Below are 19,688 nucleotides of genomic sequence, written 5' to 3'. Positions count from 1 at the left end.
TATCCGACAAGTCACTACGCCTACTAAGTGTGATCCTCCTTGAGAAAATTGGCTGATATGTCAACTCGCAGGGAGGATTTCTTGTCTCTAATTCTTCAATAACATAGTGGCATATCCGATGACGAGGAGTGCCCATAATGAACCTGCCATTTATTTTTCATAGTCAAACTATTGATGGTTTAGCTTTTAATGACGAGCAAGTTACAGTCAGACTGAAAACCGAGACATTGGATTTTGATTCCGTCTATGTGCGTATTGAGCCGGACAATGAAGAATATCTGGTCGACATGGCTCAAGTAGGAACGGCTGGTGAATTATTACTATGGGAGGCATCGTTTCGACCAAATCAAGATCGAGATGTCACACATTATGTGTTTAAGCTCCTCAAAGACGGACAACAATACTGGCTCGATGCACGAGGCGTACAAAAGCGTATTCCACCCAAAGAGTTCCACTTTAAGTTGAATGTAGAGCATCAACCACCAAGCTGGGTCCAAGAGCAAGTTTTCTATCAAATCTTTCCTGACCGTTTTTCTGCTAGTAAAAGTGAGTCTGATATTCGCCACGCTTATGCTCAGTATGATTCTGCATCGATCGTCAAGCCGTGGGGAGACGCGGTAGGCTCTCACCAAAATACCGGGGCGCGTGAATTCTTTGGCGGCGACCTCAAAGGTGTGGAGCAAAAGTTGGACTATCTTGAACAGCTCGGCGTTACTGCGCTTTATTTTAATCCGATCTTTTCTTCACCAAGTAATCATAAATACGACACCACTGATTACTTCACTGTTGACCCTATGTTCGGCACCAATGATCAGTTTGCTGAACTGTGTGAGAAAATCCGTGGTAAGAATATGAAGATTGTCTTAGACGCGGTGTTTAACCACACGTCAGTGCATCATCCTTGGTTTGATATCGAACAAAAAGGAGAAGGAGCGTATGGCAATCCGCAGTCAAAGTTCCGTGATTACTACTTTTTCGAAGGCGAAACCAATCACTACATGGGTTGGAAAGGCATTGGTAACTTACCGGTTCTGAACTTCGAAAATGAACAGGTGCGCGACTACATCTACCAAAGTGAAGATTCTGTCATCAAGTATTGGCTGAAGCCACCGTACTTGGTTGATGGCTGGCGGTTTGATGTAATCCATATGCTTGGCGAAGGGGACGGCGCGAAAAACAATGCTCATTATGTGGCAGCGTTTCGTCATGCAACTAAGTCAGTAAACCCGAATGCTTATGTGTTAGGTGAGCACTTTTTTGAAGCAACGCAGTGGTTGCAAGGTGATCAAGAGGATGGGGCGATGAACTACTACGGTTTTGCTCATCCAGTCCGAGCTTTTATCGCACGACAAGACATTATGTACGATCCAATCAACATTGATGGTTTGGAGTTTAAAGTATGGTTGGACGAAGCCAGAGCAAAAATCCCATTTTCGAATCAGCTATCGCAGCTAAATCAACTCGATAGTCACGATACTGCTCGGTTTATCACATTGGTTGATGGTGATAAGCGTAAAATGAACATCGCGCTAGCAATGCTTATGACTTACGTTGGCACGCCTTGTATTTACTATGGGAGTGAAGTCGGTCTAGAAGGAGGGCTAGACCCGGATAATCGTCGTTGTTTTCCTTGGAATGAAATTGAAAGTTCACAATGGCTATCGCTTTACCAACAATGGGTCAAGATACGTAAACAATGTAAGCCTTTACAGTCGGGCTGTATTCAATGGCTGCATTGCACTAACAACCAGTTGGCGTACGCACGTGTACTGGGTCGTGAAGCAGTCGTTGTTATGATTAATCTCAGTGGTAATGAATGTTCAATCGATTTACCTATGTGGCAACTGGGCTTGGAGGTTAGCCAAGTTATATCGTTGTTAGATGACACAGAACAGGTTGATTATAAAGGTCATATCTCTGTCAATATGTCGGCACAGAGCTGCAAATTATGGCGACTAAAGTGACACCACACTCTATATTGATTAAACTCCTTTAATATATAAACGGTCTCAAACAGCGCGCACACATTTGTTTGGTCTCTTGTTATCTGGTGCTGCATTGCATGCGTCACCAGATAACGAGTATCAATTTAATAGCAGTCATAAGAGACTATTGACCTTTCATATGCATGGTACTCAATGGTAAACCAAAGGCGATTTAGCCTCTCATTTGTCATCTTTTTTCCTCTGGCGTTATTTGTAGTGGTTTTACTCGTGACAACGAAAAATTACTATGATGCGGTTAACCGCTATATCGATTCTGAGTATTCGCGTATCGAGCGTGCAATGTCTCGCGGTATTAAAGTACTCACGGCTTTAGATTACAGCTTCACCAACTATACCAATTACGCTAACCCACTGTTTGAAGAACATAATTCTTTAGTCAAAGAAGGGCTTTGTTATCTTTGGCCTATAGATGTGTTATTACTCGAAAGTGTTTATAGTGAAGGGTTACCTGCGGTTGACCTTGATTATATGATCGTAGGGGATGAAAGCTTATGTCAGCAAGGTTCAACGATTAACCAGTTAGCTGAACAAAAGGCGGGTTTTGCGCCGTCATTGTCATTTCTGCACGATATTGAATCGCACATTGTTGGAATCCATTACATTGACAAGCGCGGTTACGTTATCTCCTCACCCGATACCTACGCAAAAAATTTCACTAGAGAGCTTTTGTCAACGCTAAAAGCCCGACCTTTTTGGCAAAAAACCGCGCAAGATAAAGTGAACATTACCTTGGCTGGACCAGGGCCTGTGTTGGACTCGATGGAAGGTCAAGTCATTAGTATGACGGTACCCGTCTATGAGAAAGGAGAACATCAAGGTGTTTTGTCTATTGATTTTGACATCAATACGCTCATGGCTTCGTCGCTAGGTCTTGTTGGTCAGTTTCATTTGGTTTCCAATTTACAATCCATTCCTTCAAACAGTACACGAATCAAACCAGTCGAATTAGAGCGATTGAGTGCGAATCACAGCATGTACTACGAGTACAACCTTTGGGATGAAGCTAAGAACCTAGCGGTTTTTGAAAAATACAGCCTTATTGTCGCACTATTTATTTACGTGCTGAGTACCGTCGTCTTGTTCTATGTGAATATGCATAGCGAGCGACGTTACTTTAAAGAACTGGCAGCAAGAGACCCAATGACCAGCTTATTGAATCGTCGAGGTATGCAAACCGTGTGGCGTAATAAGATGACAAAAAAACAGGTTGCTTTGGCAGTGTTCGATATTGATAACTTCAAGAAGATCAACGACACCTATGGTCATGATGTCGGTGATTCTGCAATTCAGCTTGTTGCAAAATGTATACGTGAAAATATTCGCCATACCGATGTTGCCTCAAGGTTTGGTGGCGAAGAATTCGTTTTAGCGATTTATGACGAAGATTCAGAAGGCATTAAACTCATTTTAGACAGAGTAAAAAAAGCCATAGATGAGCGCTCGATACGCGTAACGAAAGAAGGCTTTACGATCTCTGGCGGTGTGGTGTTTAGTAAAGAGAGCCGAGTAGAAAACTTTGATGAATTGTTTAAAGCGGCGGATGAAAAGTTATATCAAGCCAAAAGTACCGGCAAAAATAAGATCTGTTACTAGGATTTAGATACAAAAAAGGACGAGATATTCGTCCTTTTTTGTGTTCGGGAGTTATGCAACCTGAGAGTTTAAGTCATCGCGGTAGCGTTGAATATGCTCAACAATTGGTGCGGCTTTGTTGAACGTTCTGATTTCTCTAAATAGGTCTTTTGCTTCAGGATAAGCCTGACGTAAGTAAGAGAACCATTGTTTTACGCGGTTTGGGTAATACAAGCCTTTATCGCCTTTCATCTCAAACTTGGAATAATAGATGAGCAACTCAACCACCTCGGGCCATGACATTGGCTGGTGGTTATGTTTTACCATATTGCCTAAGTTAGGGATATTGAAAGCGCCTCGGCACACCATCAAAGAGTTAACGCCAGTCGTTTCAATGCAACGTTGACCGTCTTCATAATTCCAAATTTCACCATTCGCTATCAGTGGGATATCGAAACGTTCGCGAATTTGGTTGATGTAATCCCATTTTATCTCAGAAGCTTTATAACCACCTTGTTTAGTACGTGCGTGTACGGTCAATTCATTTGCGCCAGCAGACTGAATGGCATCGACAATTTCAAAGCAATCTTCAGGGTTCTCCCAGCCAAGACGAATTTTTGCAGTTACGGGAATGGCTTCTGGAACGGCTTCTCGACAAGCTTTAACAACACGGTGAATGAGCTCTGGATGTTGGAGTAGCGCTGCTCCACCTTTACTTTTGTTGACCATTTTGGCTGGGCAACCAAAGTTTATATCAATACCTCTGGCGCCAAGATTTGCCGCTTTAATTGCGTTCTCAGCCATCCAGTTTGGTTCTTGTCCCAACAATTGCACATGTACTGGCACACCAGATGCAGTCTGAGAACCTTGCAACAGCTCCGGGCATAAACGGTGAAATACATGATCGGGTAATAGCTGGTCGATTACGCGAACAAACTCCGTAACACACAGGTCATAGTCGTTTATCTCGGTCAGGATTTGGCGCATCAAATGATCTAAAACGCCTTCCATTGGGCCTAGTACAACTCGCATAGCTTGCCTAATACAGTTTGGTGGTAAAAAGGAGGGCGATTGTAGCGATGTAAGTTAAGTTTGTCATTAAAAGAGTCGAAGCGCCCAATGCAGTCAAACACACAACGTTAGGTTACGTGCTTTTGAGCTCTGAGGTATAATGCCGCCAAATTTATGGGAAATCAGATGTCATGCAATACACATTGATTGAAAAAGGTGAAGTTCACGTCGATGAATCTTGCCTATTTATCGAAGGCGCAGTGTTAGCTGCGAATCTGACGACAAAACCACTCGCTCCTGAAAAGTGGTTAGAGCCGCTATTAGGTGAGGGATTCAAAGCGATTCAACCAGCTGTGGAAGAGCAAATTCACAAGCAGCATAACCGAATTCAACGAAACGAATATTCCGTGCTAGAGCTAACAGGCAAAGAACCTGAACAACTTGCTGATTTTGCCGAAGGCTTTATGTCTGTTTGGCCAATGATTGAAGAACAATGGCAAGACGTTGAGCTCAATGATGGGTTACAGCGTATGCTGCAAGCATTACTGACCACTTTGATGCTGGCTATCGATGAGCCAGCAACGCAGCAACAGATGCGCGACGCAGGTATTGAAACGCCACCGGCCCTGACAGATTTAGTCGATCAGCTTGATTTAATGGTCGGTGAAGTCGCGCTGGGCGCGGATGAGTTGATGGTAGGCAATAAAGCTCAAAGCCTAAACCCATTCAAAGGTATCGGGCGCAATGATCCCTGTCCTTGTGAGAGCGGAAAAAAATTCAAGCAGTGCTGTGGTCAATCACGCGGCTAAATCGAATCGCCGCGCTATCCACTTAACAAAAAGCCGACCAGATGGTCGGCTTTTTGTTAATTTTTACGCGTCAGTAGGATTAACGAATTGGATTAACGCGTTTTGCAGGGAAGAATTGTGCAATTACAATTAATGCCAAAGCGATTAAATTGCCTGCAAAAATTACGACTAACCATTGTGGCATTGATAAATCAAGGAACTGCCATACAACCTTAGAGCAATCACCATATGCTTCAAACATCCAAGGAACCCACTGATTGAGCGGAGCCCAGCTAGGGAATGTGACGAATAAATCGCAAGTCGCGAATGGTGATGGATTAAACTGGTAGTCAACGTGCTGCATCGCAAGTAACAAACCCTTGTAAGCACTTAATCCCCAGCCTATCAAACCTAGCCAGCGGAAAATTGGGTTCTTGGGTGCCAATATACCAACCATTGCAGCGACGCCCACTCCCATCATCGCGACTCTTTCATAAATACACATGACACATGGTGCAAGCATCATGACGTGCTGAAAATAGAGGGCACATGCTTCAAAGAAAACGACGAATAGCAGAAGCAGTAGCCACGATAAACGTCCCTTTGAAAACTGGTTAAGTGAATTTAAAATAGTCACGTTTTTGTTCCTGTCTGAAATAGAAAAAGCTCTGAATACTCAGAGCTTTTTATCGTGGATAAGTTTCCTAATCAACTCAAATTTTAGTGACCACCGGATACTACGGGAGTCAGATCACCACTATGAGGTAAAATCCAACCAGCTTCGTAGAAAGAAGCTGTTGCAGGCTCTAGGAAGAACATGATTCCCATTAGACCGACAATCGCAAGAACGACGGTGTAAGGCAGCGCCATGATAACCATTCGACCGTAAGACAGACGAATTAATGGAGCGAGAGCCGATGTGAGTAAGAATAGGAATGCCGCTTGACCGTTTGGCGTTGCAACAGAAGGCAGGTTAGTACCAGTATTGATTGCCACCGCCAGTAAGTCGAACTGATCACGAGTAATGAGGCCCTCAATGAGTGCAGTTTTTACTTCATTGATGTAAACCGTACCAACGAACACGTTATCCGACACCATAGATAACAAGCCATTCGCCACATAGAACAGAGCTAGCTGAGTACCTTTATCTTCAACGGCAAGCACCGCATCGATGACTGGTTTAAACAGCTCTTGATCAATGATTACAGCAACGATCGAGAAAAATACAGCAAGCAGTGCAGTGAAGGGCAGGGCCTCTTCAAACGCTTTCCCCATGGAGTGCTCTTCAATGACACCAGTAAATGCGGTCGCTAAAATGATCACAGAAAGGCCAATTAAGCCGACAGCCGCTAAGTGCAAAGCGAGTGCAACGATCAACCAAACCGCAATAAGACCTTGAACCCAGAGTTTTGCGACATCTTGATTTGTTCGCGTTTTACGCTCTTCACGGTCAAAATCGACGAGGATCTGACGAACGTTATTAGGAAGCTTCGCGCCATAGCCAAACACTTTAAGCTTTTCAACTAAAGCACAAGTGATGAGACCACAGAAAAATACAGGTAGTGTCACTGGAGACATACGGATTAGGAATTCACCAAATAACCAACCCGCTTGGTCTGCAATAATTAAGTTTTGAGGTTCACCAACCATCGTGGTTACACCACCTAGGGCAGTACCTACACCAGCATGCATCAACAAAGAGCGCAAAAACGCACGATAGTTTTCTAAGTCATCACGCGTTAGTTCAGTGATCGTGTCATCTTGTGTATGGTCATGGTCACCGATAGGGTTACCAGACGCTACTTTGTGATAGATAGAGTAAAAGCCGATCGCCACGCTGATAACAACGGCGATAACCGTCAAGGCATCCAAAAATGCAGACAAAAATGCCGCAGCAAAGCAGAACGCGAGTGATAGAAGGGTTTTAGAGCGAATGCCAAGTAAAATTTTGGTAAAAATGAACAGCAACAGCTGCTTCATGAAGTAGATGCCCGCAACCATAAATACCAGAAGTAGCAGTACTTCGATATTTGCTACTAATTCGTGCTTAACTTGCGCAGGGCTAGTCATGCCGATAGCAATGGCTTCAATAGCAAGTAAACCGCCAGGTTGTAATGGGTAGCATTTTAATGCCATTGCTAGCGTGAAAATAAATTCAGCGACCAACAACCATCCAGCTACAAATGGGTTTATTAGGAAGAATACAATCGGGTTAATTATTAAGAAGGCTATAATGGCAACTTTGTACCAATCAGGCGCTTTACCAAGGAAGTTCTTGATAAAAGCGTTTCCGAGCGATATCGGCATGATAATTCTCTTTATAACAAAATTATGAATAGACACTACAATAGTGCTTAAGTATCTGTTTGTTAGACTTATTAACTAGTCTTTAAAAACAATAACTTAGTAAAACAACAATCCTTTGTTTATTGTAGTCTTGCCAAGTTACTTCCCCTGAACTCAAGCACCGCTCACTTTCGACCGCAAACTCTACACTCAGGCATTTATTAGTCAATAACAAAACGTGATGCTACCGACTAAAATGACTTTTTAAATGTAATAACGCGATCAAAACGGCGTTACTATACCATGAAAGTCTTAAAAAAATCCTCTTGGATTTTAAATGACGGTCAGTGACGAGAAAAGGCAAATTAAGAAAGAATATTAACTGTGATATACAAAGTAATTTTTCATATTTTGAATATAAAAATGTGACACGGTTGTCTTTATTTCTCCGAGATTTGTGAGCTGTTTAATTAAATGAAAATTCATATTTTACTGCTTTCGCTCGCATGTTAGAGCCTCTTAAATTGACACAACATATAGAGTATTAACTCTATGTTATGGAGTCGTTTCCACTATTGATCGTAAATTTTCTCAAACCGCTAAGTAGTGGTATGATGAGTAGTATCGACCCTCAGAAATCAATATTGGATAAAAAGTAGAATGGTCATAAAGGCGAAAAGCCCTGCGGGATTCGCAGAAAAATATATTATCGAGAGCATTTGGAACGGCCGTTTTCCTCCAGGCTCAATTTTACCTGCTGAGCGCGAGCTGTCCGAACTGATTGGTGTTACTCGAACGACTTTAAGAGAGGTTCTTCAACGACTAGCCCGTGACGGATGGTTGACTATCCAGCACGGCAAACCTACGAAAGTTAACCAATTTATGGAGACCTCTGGTCTGCATATTTTGGATACTTTAATGACGCTAGACGTTGATAATGCGACAAACATTGTAGAAGATCTGCTTGCGGCACGTACTAACATCAGTCCTATCTTTATGCGCTATGCATTTAAAGCGAACAAAGAGAGCTCTGAGCGTACAATTAAGAACGTAATCGAATCTTGTGAAGCTTTAATGAATGCGGCTTCCTGGGACGAATTCATCGCTTCCTCGCCGTATGCCGAAAAAGTTCTGCAGAATGTGAAAGAAGATAACGAGAAAGATGAAGCGAAGCGTCAAGAAATCTTGATTGCTAAAACGTTCAACTTTTACGATTATATGCTTTTCCAGCGCCTAGCATTCCATTCAGGAAATCAAATTTACGGTTTGATCTTTAATGGTTTGAAGAAGCTCTACGATCGTGTCGGTAGCTACTACTTCTCAAATCCAGCTTCTCGTGAGCTAGCTCTGAAGTTTTACCATCAATTGCTCGAAACTTGTGAAAGTGGCCAGCGTGAGCAACTACCAGTAGTGATTCGTCATTATGGTATGGAAAGTGCGTTGATCTGGAACGAAATGAAAAAGCAATTACCAACGAACTTCACGGAAGACGACAGCTAAGCGCTGACAAGTTGAATAAACGAAAACCGCAGTGCCTTAGGCCTGCGGTTTTTTTGTTTTTATTTATAAGTCGGCGACGGACCTAGCACCAATAATAAGGCATGGAACGTTTATCCTGCTAGCGAGAGTCTGGGTAACGGTAGATATAATGACTCTACGACATCTGAAAGGACATGGTCGTAAGTATTGAAGATGGTCAATGACAAGTCCGATGTGACGCCATAAAGCTCTGCTTCTGTTAAGTCTACATGACTCCCTGTCACGTATTCATTTAGCGTCTGTATTGAGCGCGTGGAAGCAGGAGAGGTAATGCTAAGTGGAGCGATAACCGCTAGTTGGTTTAGCTTACGCATCATGACAGATGCATAGTTTTTGAAACGCTCATTTCCGCCTTGTTCTCCTAAATCTTGAATGCTGATTCGTAACTGAGTCAGGGTCTCCAAGCTATCCATAATGTTTTGCCAGTTCATGTGATACTCATTATGCAAGTCATCTCTTTGCTCAACCGCTAGCCATGCGATGGTTACTTCATCCATCAAGAACAAGCAATGACGAATCAACTTACCATGCTCCATCTGGTTTCTTGCAACACTATGGTCATCCCATTGTTCAAGTAGTTTCCCTACTTTAATCTGTAATACGCGATACATGGGTTTGTTTTCAAACCGTGAGGTTTCGACTAAAAGATGAAGCTTGTTGGTGAGATCGTTATGAAGGACTTCTAATTCTTGTTCGTTATTTTGTTGAAATTGAAGTGAGTAGTGCGTCGCAGCTCGATGGCGTCTCAGCAGATGAACAACATCTCGCAATAATGTTAACAGCTGATATTTACGCGCGTGTTGCTGCTCTCGTTTAGAAGATAAGTGATATATTCCGGCTAAAATAGCGATGGACAATAGTGTGGAAATCAAAACAAACATAACCAACTCCTTGTTAGTGTTTGGACCTAACAAGGAAGATTGCAGTTTTGATGCCAAACAAAAACTCAATTTAAACAATTGGTTATATTGAATGTTCTTTTTGAATGGTCGTTGTTGGTGCATGGATTCACCAAATTTGTGAATATGTTTGATTATTCGGTGTCGATGCTTGGTGTACGCGTTATTCTTTGTGAGTTACATATTGATTACTTTTTAGTCTGATTCAAGTCACAATGTTTAGAAATTAAAATATTCGAACACTTCATATGATATAAGTTGTCTATTTTGTTGATTGTTCGAGGTAATTAATTTGTCTAATAAATTCGACCTATGCTTCAGTACTCACTCAAAGATAACGCTCCCTATCGATACAAATGATGAGTATAGGTACCTTCAGTTTCGTAAGGACAACCCACATATATTTGGTAGTTTTATTCCCGCAGGTACTCCTTTCATACTGAACGAAGGCTCTGTGATCAACATAGCTAAGTTGCGTAGCGAGAGACCTGATATAGCTTGTGCTCTTGATACTGTAAAAAGTTGGTCACAAGAAACCAAAAGAAATGTAGCCAATCTAACAAGTGAGTTTGGCGATGAAAACTTACAAGCGGTAGCCCTCCTCTATGAAAAAGAGATTAAGCCTTTTTTAGATGCTACTAATCATACTATGGGGGGGAAAATCGATGAGTATACTGCAGTAGGTGCTGCCGCTACTGCTGTTAATGAAAAGCAAGTCAGATTGAGTAATTTCGGGAAAGCTTTGCTCAAATATCAAAATGCCTTACTAGATGTACGTACAGCCTCACGAAATGGTGCGCAGAAAAAGGAGCTTGTGAAGCTTGGATATAGAGTTAAAGAAGCTCACAATTCTTTGAATGCAAAATTTACAAAAGAGCTTACCCATTATGCAGGACGAGTTAAAAGTAGCCGTGGAAACATTTGGAGCAACCCGAATAGAGCTGCCAATATCGCGAGAAGTGGCAGGGATATAACTAAGTTACATTTAACATCTATAGCTAACATCCGCTCAATTCGATTTCTTGAACAAAGCTCTAGTATTGTGGGTAAAAAGATCATCATGATTGATGCTGGTGTTCGCTTTAACAATGTTCGAAATGCCAAGAATAACGGAGAAAATTGGCAAAAAAGAGCAGCAATGGAAGTTGCAGGGTTTGGTGCGAGCAACGCTGCTGGCGTTTGGACCACATCCAAAGTGATTGCATCTGGAATGGGAATCGCTTTGGCTGCTGGCCCATTTGGAGTCGTAGTATTAATTGGTGTAGGCTTAGGTGTCGGCTATGCAGCAGCTAAGATGGCTGATAGTGCAGGGCAAAATTTAGCCAAAGGTGCCTATGAAGTTAGTTCTAACATTCATTGGAATTAAAGGGATCAACGTGTCTTATTTTGATATGACAAATATGATTATCGGATGTACTTGGTTAGTTAGTACTTTGCTTTTCATTCGTGTTTCGGTAAAGCGGATCGAGAAAAAGATGTCGAAGGATGGTCATGGCCCTGTCGGTTGGGATAGAGATACCTGGGGGGTTAGATTCCCAATGTATACTACAGTTTTAATGCGAGGCAAGCCTGCGAAAGTATCACTTGTAGATGATCAGTTAATACTAAAATACGCAACGACATTTGATCGAGTTCTCGCTTTTGTAGTCACGATCAGCTTTGTACTTTTCCTTGCATGTGGCGCGATTATTACTTGGGGTCCAGAAGAATTCTCTTTGTAGTACAATCAAGCTTAATCGATAAGCTTAACTGCGAGAAAAGGCTTAACTGATTTAGTTAAGCCTTTTCAATAAAGATACTTACATTACGCGCATGCCAGGTTGAGCGCCTTCGTGTGGCTCAAGGATCCACAGGTCGCTACCACCAGGGCCTGCCGCTAGGATCATACCTTCAGACATACCAAACTTCATCTTACGAGGTTTTAGGTTTGCTACCATTACTGTTAGCTTGCCTTCTAGCTCTTCAGGTTTGTAAGCTGACTTGATGCCAGAGAATACCTGACGAGTTTCACCACCGATGTCCAATTGGAACTTAAGCAGTTTGTTGGCTTTTGGTACTTCTTCACAAGAGATGATGCGAGCGATACGCATATCTACTGCGGCAAAAGCATCGAACTCAATCTCTTCAGCGATTGGTTCTTTGTCTAGCTCGGTTTGGCTAGCCTTGTTCTTTTCCGCTTCAGCTTTCTCTTTCGCCGCCATTTCTGCCGCCGCATCTTCTTTAGACGCTTCGATCATCGCTTCAACATTCTTCGGATCGATACGGTTGAACAGTGCTTTGAACTTAGTGATCTCGTGGCCTGTTAGTGGAGCAGCGATGTTTTCCCAAGTTAGCTCTTGGTTTAGAAACGCTTCAGTACGCGCAGCTAGCGATGGCATTACTGGTTTCAGGTAAGTCATCAGTACGCGGAACAGGTTGATACCGACAGAACAGATGTCTTGTAGTTCCTGATCTTTGCCTTCTTCTTTTGCTACAACCCACGGTGCTTTTTCATCAACGTATTGGTTAGCTTTGTCTGCCAATGCCGTGATTTCACGGATTGCACGACCAAACTCACGCGTTTCGTAAAGCTCAGCGATACGGTCAGCAGCAGCAACAAATTCGTTGTAAAGTTCAGGCTCTGCAAAGTTGTCAGACAGTTTGCCTTCAAAACGTTTCGCGATGAAACCTGCGTTACGAGATGCCAGGTTAACGATCTTGTTAACAACGTCAGCGTTTACGCGCTGAGTGAAGTCTTCAAGGTTAAGATCTAGATCATCGATACGGCTGTTTAGCTTCGCAGCGTAGTAGTAACGTAGACACTCAGGGTCTAGGTGCTCTAGGTAAGTGCTTGCTTTTACGAACGTACCTTTAGACTTCGACATTTTCGCGCCGTTTACGGTTACGTAACCGTGTACGAATACGTTGTTAGGCTTGCGGAAGCCAGAACCTTCTAGCATTGCTGGCCAAAATAGGCTGTGGAAGTAAACGATGTCTTTACCGATGAAGTGGTACAGCTCTGCTGAGCTGTCTTTTTTCCAATACTCGTCGAAATCTAGGTCGTCGCGCTTGTCACATAGATTTTTGAAAGAGCCCATGTAGCCGATAGGCGCGTCTAGCCATACGTAGAAGAATTTGTTCTTCTCACCAGGGATCTCGAAGCCAAAGTATGGTGCATCACGTGAGATATCCCATTGCTGCAAACCAGATTCGAACCATTCTTGCATTTTGTTCGCTGTTTCAGCTTGTAGCGAGCCAGAGCGAGTCCACTCTTTTAGCATGCTTTCAAACTGAGGCAGGTCGAAGAAGAAGTGCTCTGAATCTTTCATTACTGGCGTCGCACCAGAAACCGCAGATTTAGGATTGATCAGTTCTGTTGGGCTGTAAGTCTCACCACAGTTGTCACAGTTGTCACCGTACTGGTCTTCAGACTTACATTTTGGACAGGTACCTTTTACGAAACGGTCCGGTAAGAACATCTCTTTTTCTGGATCGAACAGCTGAGAGATAGTGCGGCTAGAGATAAAGCCATTTTTCTTCAACTCAAGATAAATGTGTGACGCTAGCTCACGGTTCTCATCTGAGTGTGTGCTGTGGTAGTTATCAAAGCTGATATCAAATCCAGCGAAGTCTTTTTGGTGCTCTTCGCTAACTGCGGCAATCATTTCTTCAGGAGTAATACCCATCTGTTGCGCTTTAAGCATGATTGGCGTGCCGTGAGCATCGTCAGCACAGATGAAGTTTACAGTGTTGCCGCGTAGGCGTTGGTAACGAACCCAAATGTCCGCTTGGATATGCTCAAGCATATGACCAAGGTGGATCGAACCGTTAGCGTACGGAAGGGCACAAGTTACCAGCATTTTCCTTGACGGAAAGTTTTTTGGATCGTTTGCCATACTTAATATTCGCTTTTCTTGATAGGTATAAATAAATTTTGATGGATAATACTACCCCATGAACTGACTAACTCCAAGGTGTCAAACTGCGGAATGCCTTAGTTTTTTTGGGGTTCTGGTTGAGCCTGGACGGTGGTAGCATGACATCTAAAAGGAGGGCTTATGCATCAGTTCACTTCAAAACAAGATTTTTGTCACTTGTTTAACCAATTCCAACATCCACAGTTGGTGGAAAACTGGGCAGATATTCATGGCGCAATTTCGATTACGACACAGGGTTCTATTGATATAACGTTGCCATTCGCAAGTAATGAGCTTCAAACCGTACTGCATGACTGGATCAAACAGCAGCAAGCCTCGGGTAAAGTATCTGAATTCCCATTTAATATTCGCCTTGGAGTTAAAGCTTTAGAAACTCAAGTGGCTAACTCGGTTAAGGGTGTTAAGAACATCATTGCCGTCAGTTCTGCGAAAGGTGGCGTTGGTAAATCTACTACCGCAGTTAACTTAGCGTTGGCAATTGCTCAATCTGGGGCGAAAGTGGGATTGTTGGATGCAGATATCTATGGTCCGTCTGTACCTATGATGTTGGGGCAAGAAGATGCTAAACCAGAAGTTCGTGATGGCAAGTGGATGGAACCCATTTTTGCTCACGGCATCTATACTCATTCTATCGGTTATTTGGTGGATAAATCAGAAGCGGCGATATGGCGCGGTCCAATGGCTTCAAAAGCGTTGTCGCAGTTATTAACTGAAACAGATTGGCCAGATTTGGATTATTTGGTGATTGATATGCCGCCAGGTACGGGGGATATTCAATTGACGCTGTCACAACAAATTCCGGTAACAGGTAGCGTGTTAGTCACAACACCGCAAGATTTAGCCCTTGCCGATGCAAGGAAGGGAGCGGCAATGTTTAACAAAGTCCATGTCCCGGTTATTGGTGTTGTGGAAAACATGAGTTATCACATTTGTAGTCAATGTGGCGCGAAAGAGCATATTTTTGGTATGGGCGGAGCTGAAAAAATGTCGCAAGAATTTGGCTTAGCATTGTTAGGACAAATTCCGCTTCATATCTCTATGAGAGAAGATATTGACGCTGGTGTGCCAACGGTAGCAAGACGCCCAGAAAGTGAGCATGCAGGGTATTATAAGCAACTTGCCGATCGCGTATGTAGCACGATGTTTTGGCAAGGCAAAGCAAAACCAGATGCGATTAGCTTTACAATGGTGAACTAAGTTTACTATGCCTGTTGGTTGATAATTGCACATTTTAACGTTTGCTCGGAGGTTAATCCTCTGAGCAGGCAGAAACTTATGACTAAACCCTAATTCCAACTAGTAACTATGGGGTGAACTCCCTATAATCAGGCAGTTTATCTTTTTATGTGACTAGAAATCATCATCGGGTGCAAACTAATGTCTGATAATAATCAATGCGTCATCGTAGGTATTGCTGGCGCTTCTGCTTCTGGAAAAAGTCTGATCGCGAGCACTATTTATAATGAGCTTCGCGCGAAAGTAGGCGATCATCAAATCGGTGTCATCACGGAAGATTGCTACTACAACGACCAAAGCCACCTAAGCATGGAAGAGCGAGTAAAGACGAACTACGATCACCCGAGTGCGTTGGACCACGACCTACTGTGTGAGCACCTAGAAAAATTGGTACGTGGTGAAGCAGTAGAAGTGCCTGAGTACAGCTACACTGAGCACACAAGAACAATTAACACCACCACAATGACACCTAAAAAGGTGATCATTCTAGAAGGTATCCTTCTTCTTACAGACCCTCGTCTTCGTGATTTGATGCATGCGACAGTATTTATGGACACACCGTTAGATATTTGCTTGCTTCGCCGTGTTAAGCGTGATGTGGAAGAGCGAGGCCGAACTATGGAGTCTGTTCTTAAGCAATACCAACAAACAGTACGTCCGATGTTCATGCAGTTTATCGAACCTTCTAAGCAATATGCGGACATTATTGTTCCTCGCGGTGGTAAAAACCGTATCGCAATTGATGTATTAAAAGCTCACATTGCAAGACTTTTGAAAGCTTAAGCCTATAGACGGCTATATCGCTTTATTTTTAGGAGAAGAAGTGGCACCTTAAGTGCCACTTCTTTTTTTGTTTTTAAATTAGTCAGTTGCAGGTTAAAACCAGACACTTTTCACGCTTTTGTGGAACTGTCAGCGGCAAATGGAGTCTGCGCTTATAATTGTAAAAACACTCGAGCAAGGAAAAACAAATGAAGAAACTGCTCTTAATTCTAGCAATACCGATTGTGGTCATTTTGGTCGCAATTTTAGCGTTAACCATCTTCGTCAATCCGAATCAGTTTAAACCCCTTATTGTTGAGCAAGCGCAAAAGCAAACGGGATTAGAGTTGGTGATTGAAGGGGATATCAGTTGGCAATTTTTCCCATCAATTGGCTTTGAGTTGGGACATACAGAATTGCGAAACCCACAAGGCTTTAGTAAACCCAATTTATTCAAAGTTGATACCGTTGGTGTAGACATCTCTGTTATGCCACTTTTTAGTCAACAGCTTGAAATTGGAAACGTCACGCTTGATGGTGCTGAGTTCTACATTGAAACCAAGAAAGGTGGCAGCAAGAATATTGATGCATTGACGAAAGCCCAAACACAACAAGCAGAACAAGAGAACAATGCTGCGCCTACGCAAAATGGTGAAACGCAAACTTCTGGTTCTGATTGGAGTATTAATCTTGCTGGCGTTACGGTTTCTAACGGTTCATTAGAAATGCAGGATAAGCAAGCCGGTAGTTACACCAAACTTTATGATATTTCATTAAACCTTTCCGAATTCGCTTTTGACAACTGGACAACGGCTGATTTTGGCGTGAAGGGCGAAATGAACGACCAAAAGTTCACCGCGAAAGGTCAGGCAGACTTTAAGCTAGAAAAAGGTTTGGCAAACTACGCGCTAAAGAACATCAACTTTGATGCGACATACTCTGACCCTGCCAATAAAATTGAATCGGCAACGATCGGTTTAGACACGTTTGAATTCGATAAAGTAAATAACCTGACTTATGCCATTAAGGGTGACGCTGGTGGTATGAAGTTAGATATGCAGGGTGCTGGTCAACTTAGCGTGGACAAGGCTATCAGCAAAGTACAGTTGGATAAGTTAACTCTTAAATCGACTTTTGAGGGTGATGCTTTACCTCAGTCCCCGATGAAAGTCGACATGGTGTCTGATCTGTCTTTCGACCTAACGAAAAACCATCTGAGTTTTGTTCTAGAGAAGTTAACAGCGAATGCTATCGCCTTAGATGGTAAGGCTGATGTGGCACTCGGTGATATTCCTAAAGTACGCTTTGCTCTCCATAGCCCCAATATCGATCTTGATGAGTTCTTAGGGTTAGATAAGCAAGCTGCCGAAGGTAATAAGCCTGCTTCTGGTGGCGAGAGTGCTCCTGCCGGACCTGAGGTTGAGCCTGATTTGTCTGCGTTGAAAACGTTAGATGTAAAGGGTGACATTACCATCGACAAATTCAAAGCGGCAAATGCGAAGATGGAAGCGGTAAAAACGAGCTTCACTGTAAATCGTGGCGTGTTTGAGCTTACATCTTTTAGTTCGAAGTTGTACCAAGGCTCAATCTCAGCGACAGCGAAGTTAGATGCACGCCAATCACCAGCGACTTACAGTGTTAAAAAGTCAATCAAAGGCGTGAAAGTTCAACCGCTACTTATAGACGTTGCTGAAAACGACAAACTTGAAGGGACAGGTAACATTGATGTGAATGTTACAGGTAAGAGTCTCACGCCTACCGGTATCAAGAAGAATCTATCTGGTACGGTTGTTATCAATTTTGCTGACGGTGCGGTGAATGGCATCAACGTTGCTCAGTTGATTCGTGAAAACTATGCGAAATTTAAAGGGCAAAAAGTTGAAGGCACCAATGAAGCTAAGAAAACAGACTTCAGTGCGATGACGGCGACATTGAAACTCAACAAAGGTGTTGTATCAACGGATAATATGCAAGCTCAGTCTCCATTGTTACGTGTTCGTGGTAAAGGTACCGCAAACTACATTAATGAAACAGTCGACTTTACTATCAGCACGTCAGTTGTAGGCAGCCTAGAAGGCCAGGGCGGTAAAGATATAGATGAGCTGAAAGACATCACGATTCCAATCAATGTGTCTGGTAAGTGGGCAGAACCTAAATTCAAGCTCGTATTCGATGATGTTCTGAAGCAGAAAGCTCAGAAAGAAATCGATCGTGGCGTAGAGAAGCTAACGGACAAAATCAAAGACGAGAAAACCAAAGATGCGGTCGATGGTTTATTGAAGAATCTTTTCAACTAACCGTGCGTGAAAATCAAAAGGGTTGGCATTTTGCCAACCCTTTTTAAATTACTCTGCGAGTGTTACCAATCGACGCCTTTGAGGGCTTTTACGCCAGATTCAAATGCGTGCTTTACATTTTTCACTTCAGAAACGGTATCGGCCATTTCAATCAGGGTTCGATGTGCGCCACGCCCAGTAATAATAACCGACTGCATTTTAGGTCTGTTGCTCAGTGCTTCGACCACTTCGTCTAAGTCGATGTAGCCGTAGCTCACCATATAAGTTAGCTCGTCAAACAAGATGACATCGATAGAGTCGTCTTGCAGCATGCGTTTACATTCTTGCCATACGCCTTGCGCTGCTTCGGTATCAGCGGCTTTGTTTTGAGTTTCCCATGTAAAGCCGGTTGCCATTACTTGGAATTCAACGCCGAGTTTCTCAAGTAGGTTGCGCTCACCGTTGTCCCAAGTACCTTTAATAAACTGCGCGACAGCACAACTCAAACCATGACCCACTGCGCGTGCGATCGTACCGAATCCTGATGTCGATTTACCTTTACCATTTCCGGTAATGATCAGTAGCAGACCTTTTTCCTCTTGAGCAGCAGCGATTTTTGCGTCTACCTGTTCTTTGACTTTTTGTTGGCGAGCTTTATGGCGTGCTTCTTTATTTTCTTCGATAGACATAATACTTCCTCAATTCCTTTTCGTGCTCTGCCCAAGCTAATTTGGGTTCATTGATTTATCTCGCTATGATAGACCAACATATCGTGAAGAAAAACCACCGATAATTCAGGGAATAAAATGAAGAAAATACTTGTTGTTTGTATGGGAAACATTTGTCGGTCACCAACTGGAGAGGCAGTGTTAAGAGCGAAAGCTCAAAAGCTAGGCGTTGAAGTAGAGGTTGAGTCGGCAGGTACAATTGGCTACCACGCAGGAAACCGACCAGATTCAAGAGCGATGGCAGCAGGAAAGCAGCGAGGTTATTCTTTTAAAGGAATGCAAGCGCGCCAAGTCACCATTGATGACTTTGAAAAGTTTGACCTTATATTAGCCGCAGATAAAGCAAATTTGGCCGATTTATTGGATATTTGTCCGTTGAAGTATCGACACAAAGTATCGTTATTTTTAAGTCATTCTGAGTCAGGTTACGACGAAGTCCCGGACCCATATTATGGTGGGGAAGATGGCTTTGAACTGGTGCTTGATTTAATCGAAGAGGCATCAGACGCAATTTTGAAGAAGCTATAATCGCCGTGCTTGAAGACAATAGAAAAAGGGATGAGCTCAGCTCATCCCTTTTTATTCGTGTTATGTGCCGTCCTAAATAAGGTTGACACTTTCCACCCCCCAAAATTGGAGAGTGTTATGAAATCAACAACTAAAAGAAC

General features: G+C 42.9%; 16 protein-coding genes. 10 read left to right on the top strand and 6 right to left on the bottom strand.

Annotated elements, in window-relative coordinates; all coding sequences use genetic code 11:
* The first annotated feature begins 137 nt into the window (after positions 1 to 137).
* Together malZ and R7E51_RS07390 are read left to right on the top strand one after the other, a co-directional pair.
* Positions 138 to 1,964: a maltodextrin glucosidase gene (malZ, locus tag R7E51_RS07395; RefSeq protein WP_206958074.1), complete on the top strand. Its 1,827-nt coding sequence runs from the start codon at positions 138 to 140 to the stop codon at positions 1,962 to 1,964.
* 174 nt (positions 1,965 to 2,138) lie between these two features.
* Positions 2,139 to 3,599 carry a sensor domain-containing diguanylate cyclase gene (locus R7E51_RS07390; protein WP_005387278.1) on the top strand — a complete coding sequence of 487 codons (1,461 nt, stop codon included), beginning with the start codon at positions 2,139 to 2,141 and terminating at the stop codon, positions 3,597 to 3,599.
* Between the two features lie 51 nt (positions 3,600 to 3,650).
* Here R7E51_RS07390 and dusC read toward each other — a convergent pair whose 3' ends face one another.
* The gene (dusC, locus tag R7E51_RS07385; protein ID WP_017633856.1) at positions 3,651 to 4,610 is read right to left on the bottom strand and encodes a tRNA dihydrouridine(16) synthase DusC; all 960 of its coding nucleotides are present in this window, start codon (positions 4,608 to 4,610) and stop codon (positions 3,651 to 3,653) included.
* Positions 4,611 to 4,780: 170 nt separating this feature from the next.
* On the opposite strand from dusC, the gene R7E51_RS07380 reads away from it, so the two are divergent.
* A complete protein-coding gene (locus tag R7E51_RS07380; protein WP_005380818.1) occupies positions 4,781 to 5,398 on the top strand; it encodes a YecA family protein in 618 nt (205 codons plus the stop codon).
* Between the two features lie 79 nt (positions 5,399 to 5,477).
* On the opposite strand, the gene dsbB is transcribed toward R7E51_RS07380, so the two are convergent.
* Both dsbB and nhaB read right to left on the bottom strand, forming a co-directional pair.
* Positions 5,478 to 6,014, bottom strand: coding sequence for a disulfide bond formation protein DsbB (dsbB, locus tag R7E51_RS07375; RefSeq protein ID WP_017821379.1), 537 nt, complete (start codon positions 6,012 to 6,014; stop codon positions 5,478 to 5,480).
* Between the two features lie 83 nt (positions 6,015 to 6,097).
* Complete coding sequence (nhaB, locus tag R7E51_RS07370; protein ID WP_005380822.1) at positions 6,098 to 7,684, bottom strand: Na(+)/H(+) antiporter NhaB; 1,587 nt, start codon at positions 7,682 to 7,684, stop codon at positions 6,098 to 6,100.
* A gap of 639 nt (positions 7,685 to 8,323) precedes the next feature.
* Here nhaB and fadR point away from each other — a divergent pair.
* Positions 8,324 to 9,163 (top strand): fatty acid metabolism transcriptional regulator FadR, encoded by an 840-nt coding sequence (gene fadR / locus R7E51_RS07365; RefSeq protein ID WP_005380824.1) that lies wholly within the window; start codon positions 8,324 to 8,326, stop codon positions 9,161 to 9,163.
* A 110-nt stretch (positions 9,164 to 9,273) separates the two neighbouring features.
* On the opposite strand, the gene R7E51_RS07360 is transcribed toward fadR, so the two are convergent.
* Positions 9,274 to 10,083, bottom strand: a complete 810-nt coding sequence (locus R7E51_RS07360; RefSeq protein ID WP_025767216.1) for a hypothetical protein — start codon at positions 10,081 to 10,083, stop codon at positions 9,274 to 9,276.
* Between the two features lie 472 nt (positions 10,084 to 10,555).
* Here R7E51_RS07360 and R7E51_RS07355 point away from each other — a divergent pair, with 472 nt between their 5' ends.
* Both R7E51_RS07355 and R7E51_RS07350 read left to right on the top strand, forming a co-directional pair.
* Complete coding sequence (locus R7E51_RS07355) at positions 10,556 to 11,467, top strand: hypothetical protein (protein ID WP_258490986.1); 912 nt, start codon at positions 10,556 to 10,558, stop codon at positions 11,465 to 11,467.
* Between the two features lie 109 nt (positions 11,468 to 11,576).
* Positions 11,577 to 11,822, top strand: coding sequence for a hypothetical protein (locus R7E51_RS07350; RefSeq protein ID WP_226975267.1), 246 nt, complete (start codon positions 11,577 to 11,579; stop codon positions 11,820 to 11,822).
* Between the two features lie 78 nt (positions 11,823 to 11,900).
* On the opposite strand, the gene metG is transcribed toward R7E51_RS07350, so the two are convergent.
* A complete protein-coding gene (gene metG / locus R7E51_RS07345; protein WP_005387290.1) occupies positions 11,901 to 13,976 on the bottom strand; it encodes a methionine--tRNA ligase in 2,076 nt (691 codons plus the stop codon).
* 162 nt (positions 13,977 to 14,138) lie between these two features.
* On the opposite strand from metG, the gene apbC reads away from it, so the two are divergent.
* From apbC to R7E51_RS07330, 3 genes are all read left to right on the top strand, one after another.
* Positions 14,139 to 15,215, top strand: a complete 1,077-nt coding sequence (gene apbC, locus R7E51_RS07340; protein WP_054729788.1) for an iron-sulfur cluster carrier protein ApbC — start codon at positions 14,139 to 14,141, stop codon at positions 15,213 to 15,215.
* A gap of 180 nt (positions 15,216 to 15,395) precedes the next feature.
* Positions 15,396 to 16,037: a uridine kinase gene (udk, locus tag R7E51_RS07335; RefSeq protein ID WP_005380833.1), complete on the top strand. Its 642-nt coding sequence runs from the start codon at positions 15,396 to 15,398 to the stop codon at positions 16,035 to 16,037.
* A gap of 188 nt (positions 16,038 to 16,225) precedes the next feature.
* The gene (locus R7E51_RS07330; RefSeq protein ID WP_182016254.1) at positions 16,226 to 18,313 is read left to right on the top strand and encodes an AsmA family protein; all 2,088 of its coding nucleotides are present in this window, start codon (positions 16,226 to 16,228) and stop codon (positions 18,311 to 18,313) included.
* 62 nt (positions 18,314 to 18,375) lie between these two features.
* Here the strand turns inward: R7E51_RS07330 and cobO are convergent, their stop codons facing one another.
* Positions 18,376 to 18,981, bottom strand: coding sequence for a cob(I)yrinic acid a,c-diamide adenosyltransferase (gene cobO / locus R7E51_RS07325; protein WP_062730506.1), 606 nt, complete (start codon positions 18,979 to 18,981; stop codon positions 18,376 to 18,378).
* Positions 18,982 to 19,098: 117 nt separating this feature from the next.
* On the opposite strand from cobO, the gene R7E51_RS07320 reads away from it, so the two are divergent.
* Positions 19,099 to 19,548, top strand: coding sequence for a low molecular weight protein-tyrosine-phosphatase (locus R7E51_RS07320; protein ID WP_130545874.1), 450 nt, complete (start codon positions 19,099 to 19,101; stop codon positions 19,546 to 19,548).
* Positions 19,549 to 19,688 lie beyond the last annotated feature (140 nt).

This window comes from Vibrio sp. Vb1166 (assembly GCF_033338695.1).
GTDB classification, from domain to species: Bacteria; Pseudomonadota; Gammaproteobacteria; order Enterobacterales; family Vibrionaceae; genus Vibrio; species Vibrio alginolyticus.
This window is presented reverse-complemented; position numbering and strand designations above follow the sequence as displayed.

Coding starts and splice junctions, on each gene's coding strand:
- malZ (WP_206958074.1), top strand. CDS start 138: ATGAACCTGCCATTTATTTTTCATAGTCAAACTATTGATGGTTTAGCT.
- R7E51_RS07390 (WP_005387278.1), top strand. CDS start 2,139: ATGGTAAACCAAAGGCGATTTAGCCTCTCATTTGTCATCTTTTTTCCT.
- dusC (WP_017633856.1), bottom strand. CDS start 4,610: ATGCGAGTTGTACTAGGCCCAATGGAAGGCGTTTTAGATCATTTGATG.
- R7E51_RS07380 (WP_005380818.1), top strand. CDS start 4,781: ATGCAATACACATTGATTGAAAAAGGTGAAGTTCACGTCGATGAATCT.
- nhaB (WP_005380822.1), bottom strand. CDS start 7,684: ATGCCGATATCGCTCGGAAACGCTTTTATCAAGAACTTCCTTGGTAAA.
- fadR (WP_005380824.1), top strand. CDS start 8,324: ATGGTCATAAAGGCGAAAAGCCCTGCGGGATTCGCAGAAAAATATATT.
- R7E51_RS07360 (WP_025767216.1), bottom strand. CDS start 10,083: ATGTTTGTTTTGATTTCCACACTATTGTCCATCGCTATTTTAGCCGGA.
- R7E51_RS07350 (WP_226975267.1), top strand. CDS start 11,577: ATGTCGAAGGATGGTCATGGCCCTGTCGGTTGGGATAGAGATACCTGG.
- metG (WP_005387290.1), bottom strand. CDS start 13,976: ATGGCAAACGATCCAAAAAACTTTCCGTCAAGGAAAATGCTGGTAACT.
- apbC (WP_054729788.1), top strand. CDS start 14,139: ATGCATCAGTTCACTTCAAAACAAGATTTTTGTCACTTGTTTAACCAA.
- udk (WP_005380833.1), top strand. CDS start 15,396: ATGTCTGATAATAATCAATGCGTCATCGTAGGTATTGCTGGCGCTTCT.
- R7E51_RS07330 (WP_182016254.1), top strand. CDS start 16,226: ATGAAGAAACTGCTCTTAATTCTAGCAATACCGATTGTGGTCATTTTG.
- cobO (WP_062730506.1), bottom strand. CDS start 18,981: ATGTCTATCGAAGAAAATAAAGAAGCACGCCATAAAGCTCGCCAACAA.
- R7E51_RS07320 (WP_130545874.1), top strand. CDS start 19,099: ATGAAGAAAATACTTGTTGTTTGTATGGGAAACATTTGTCGGTCACCA.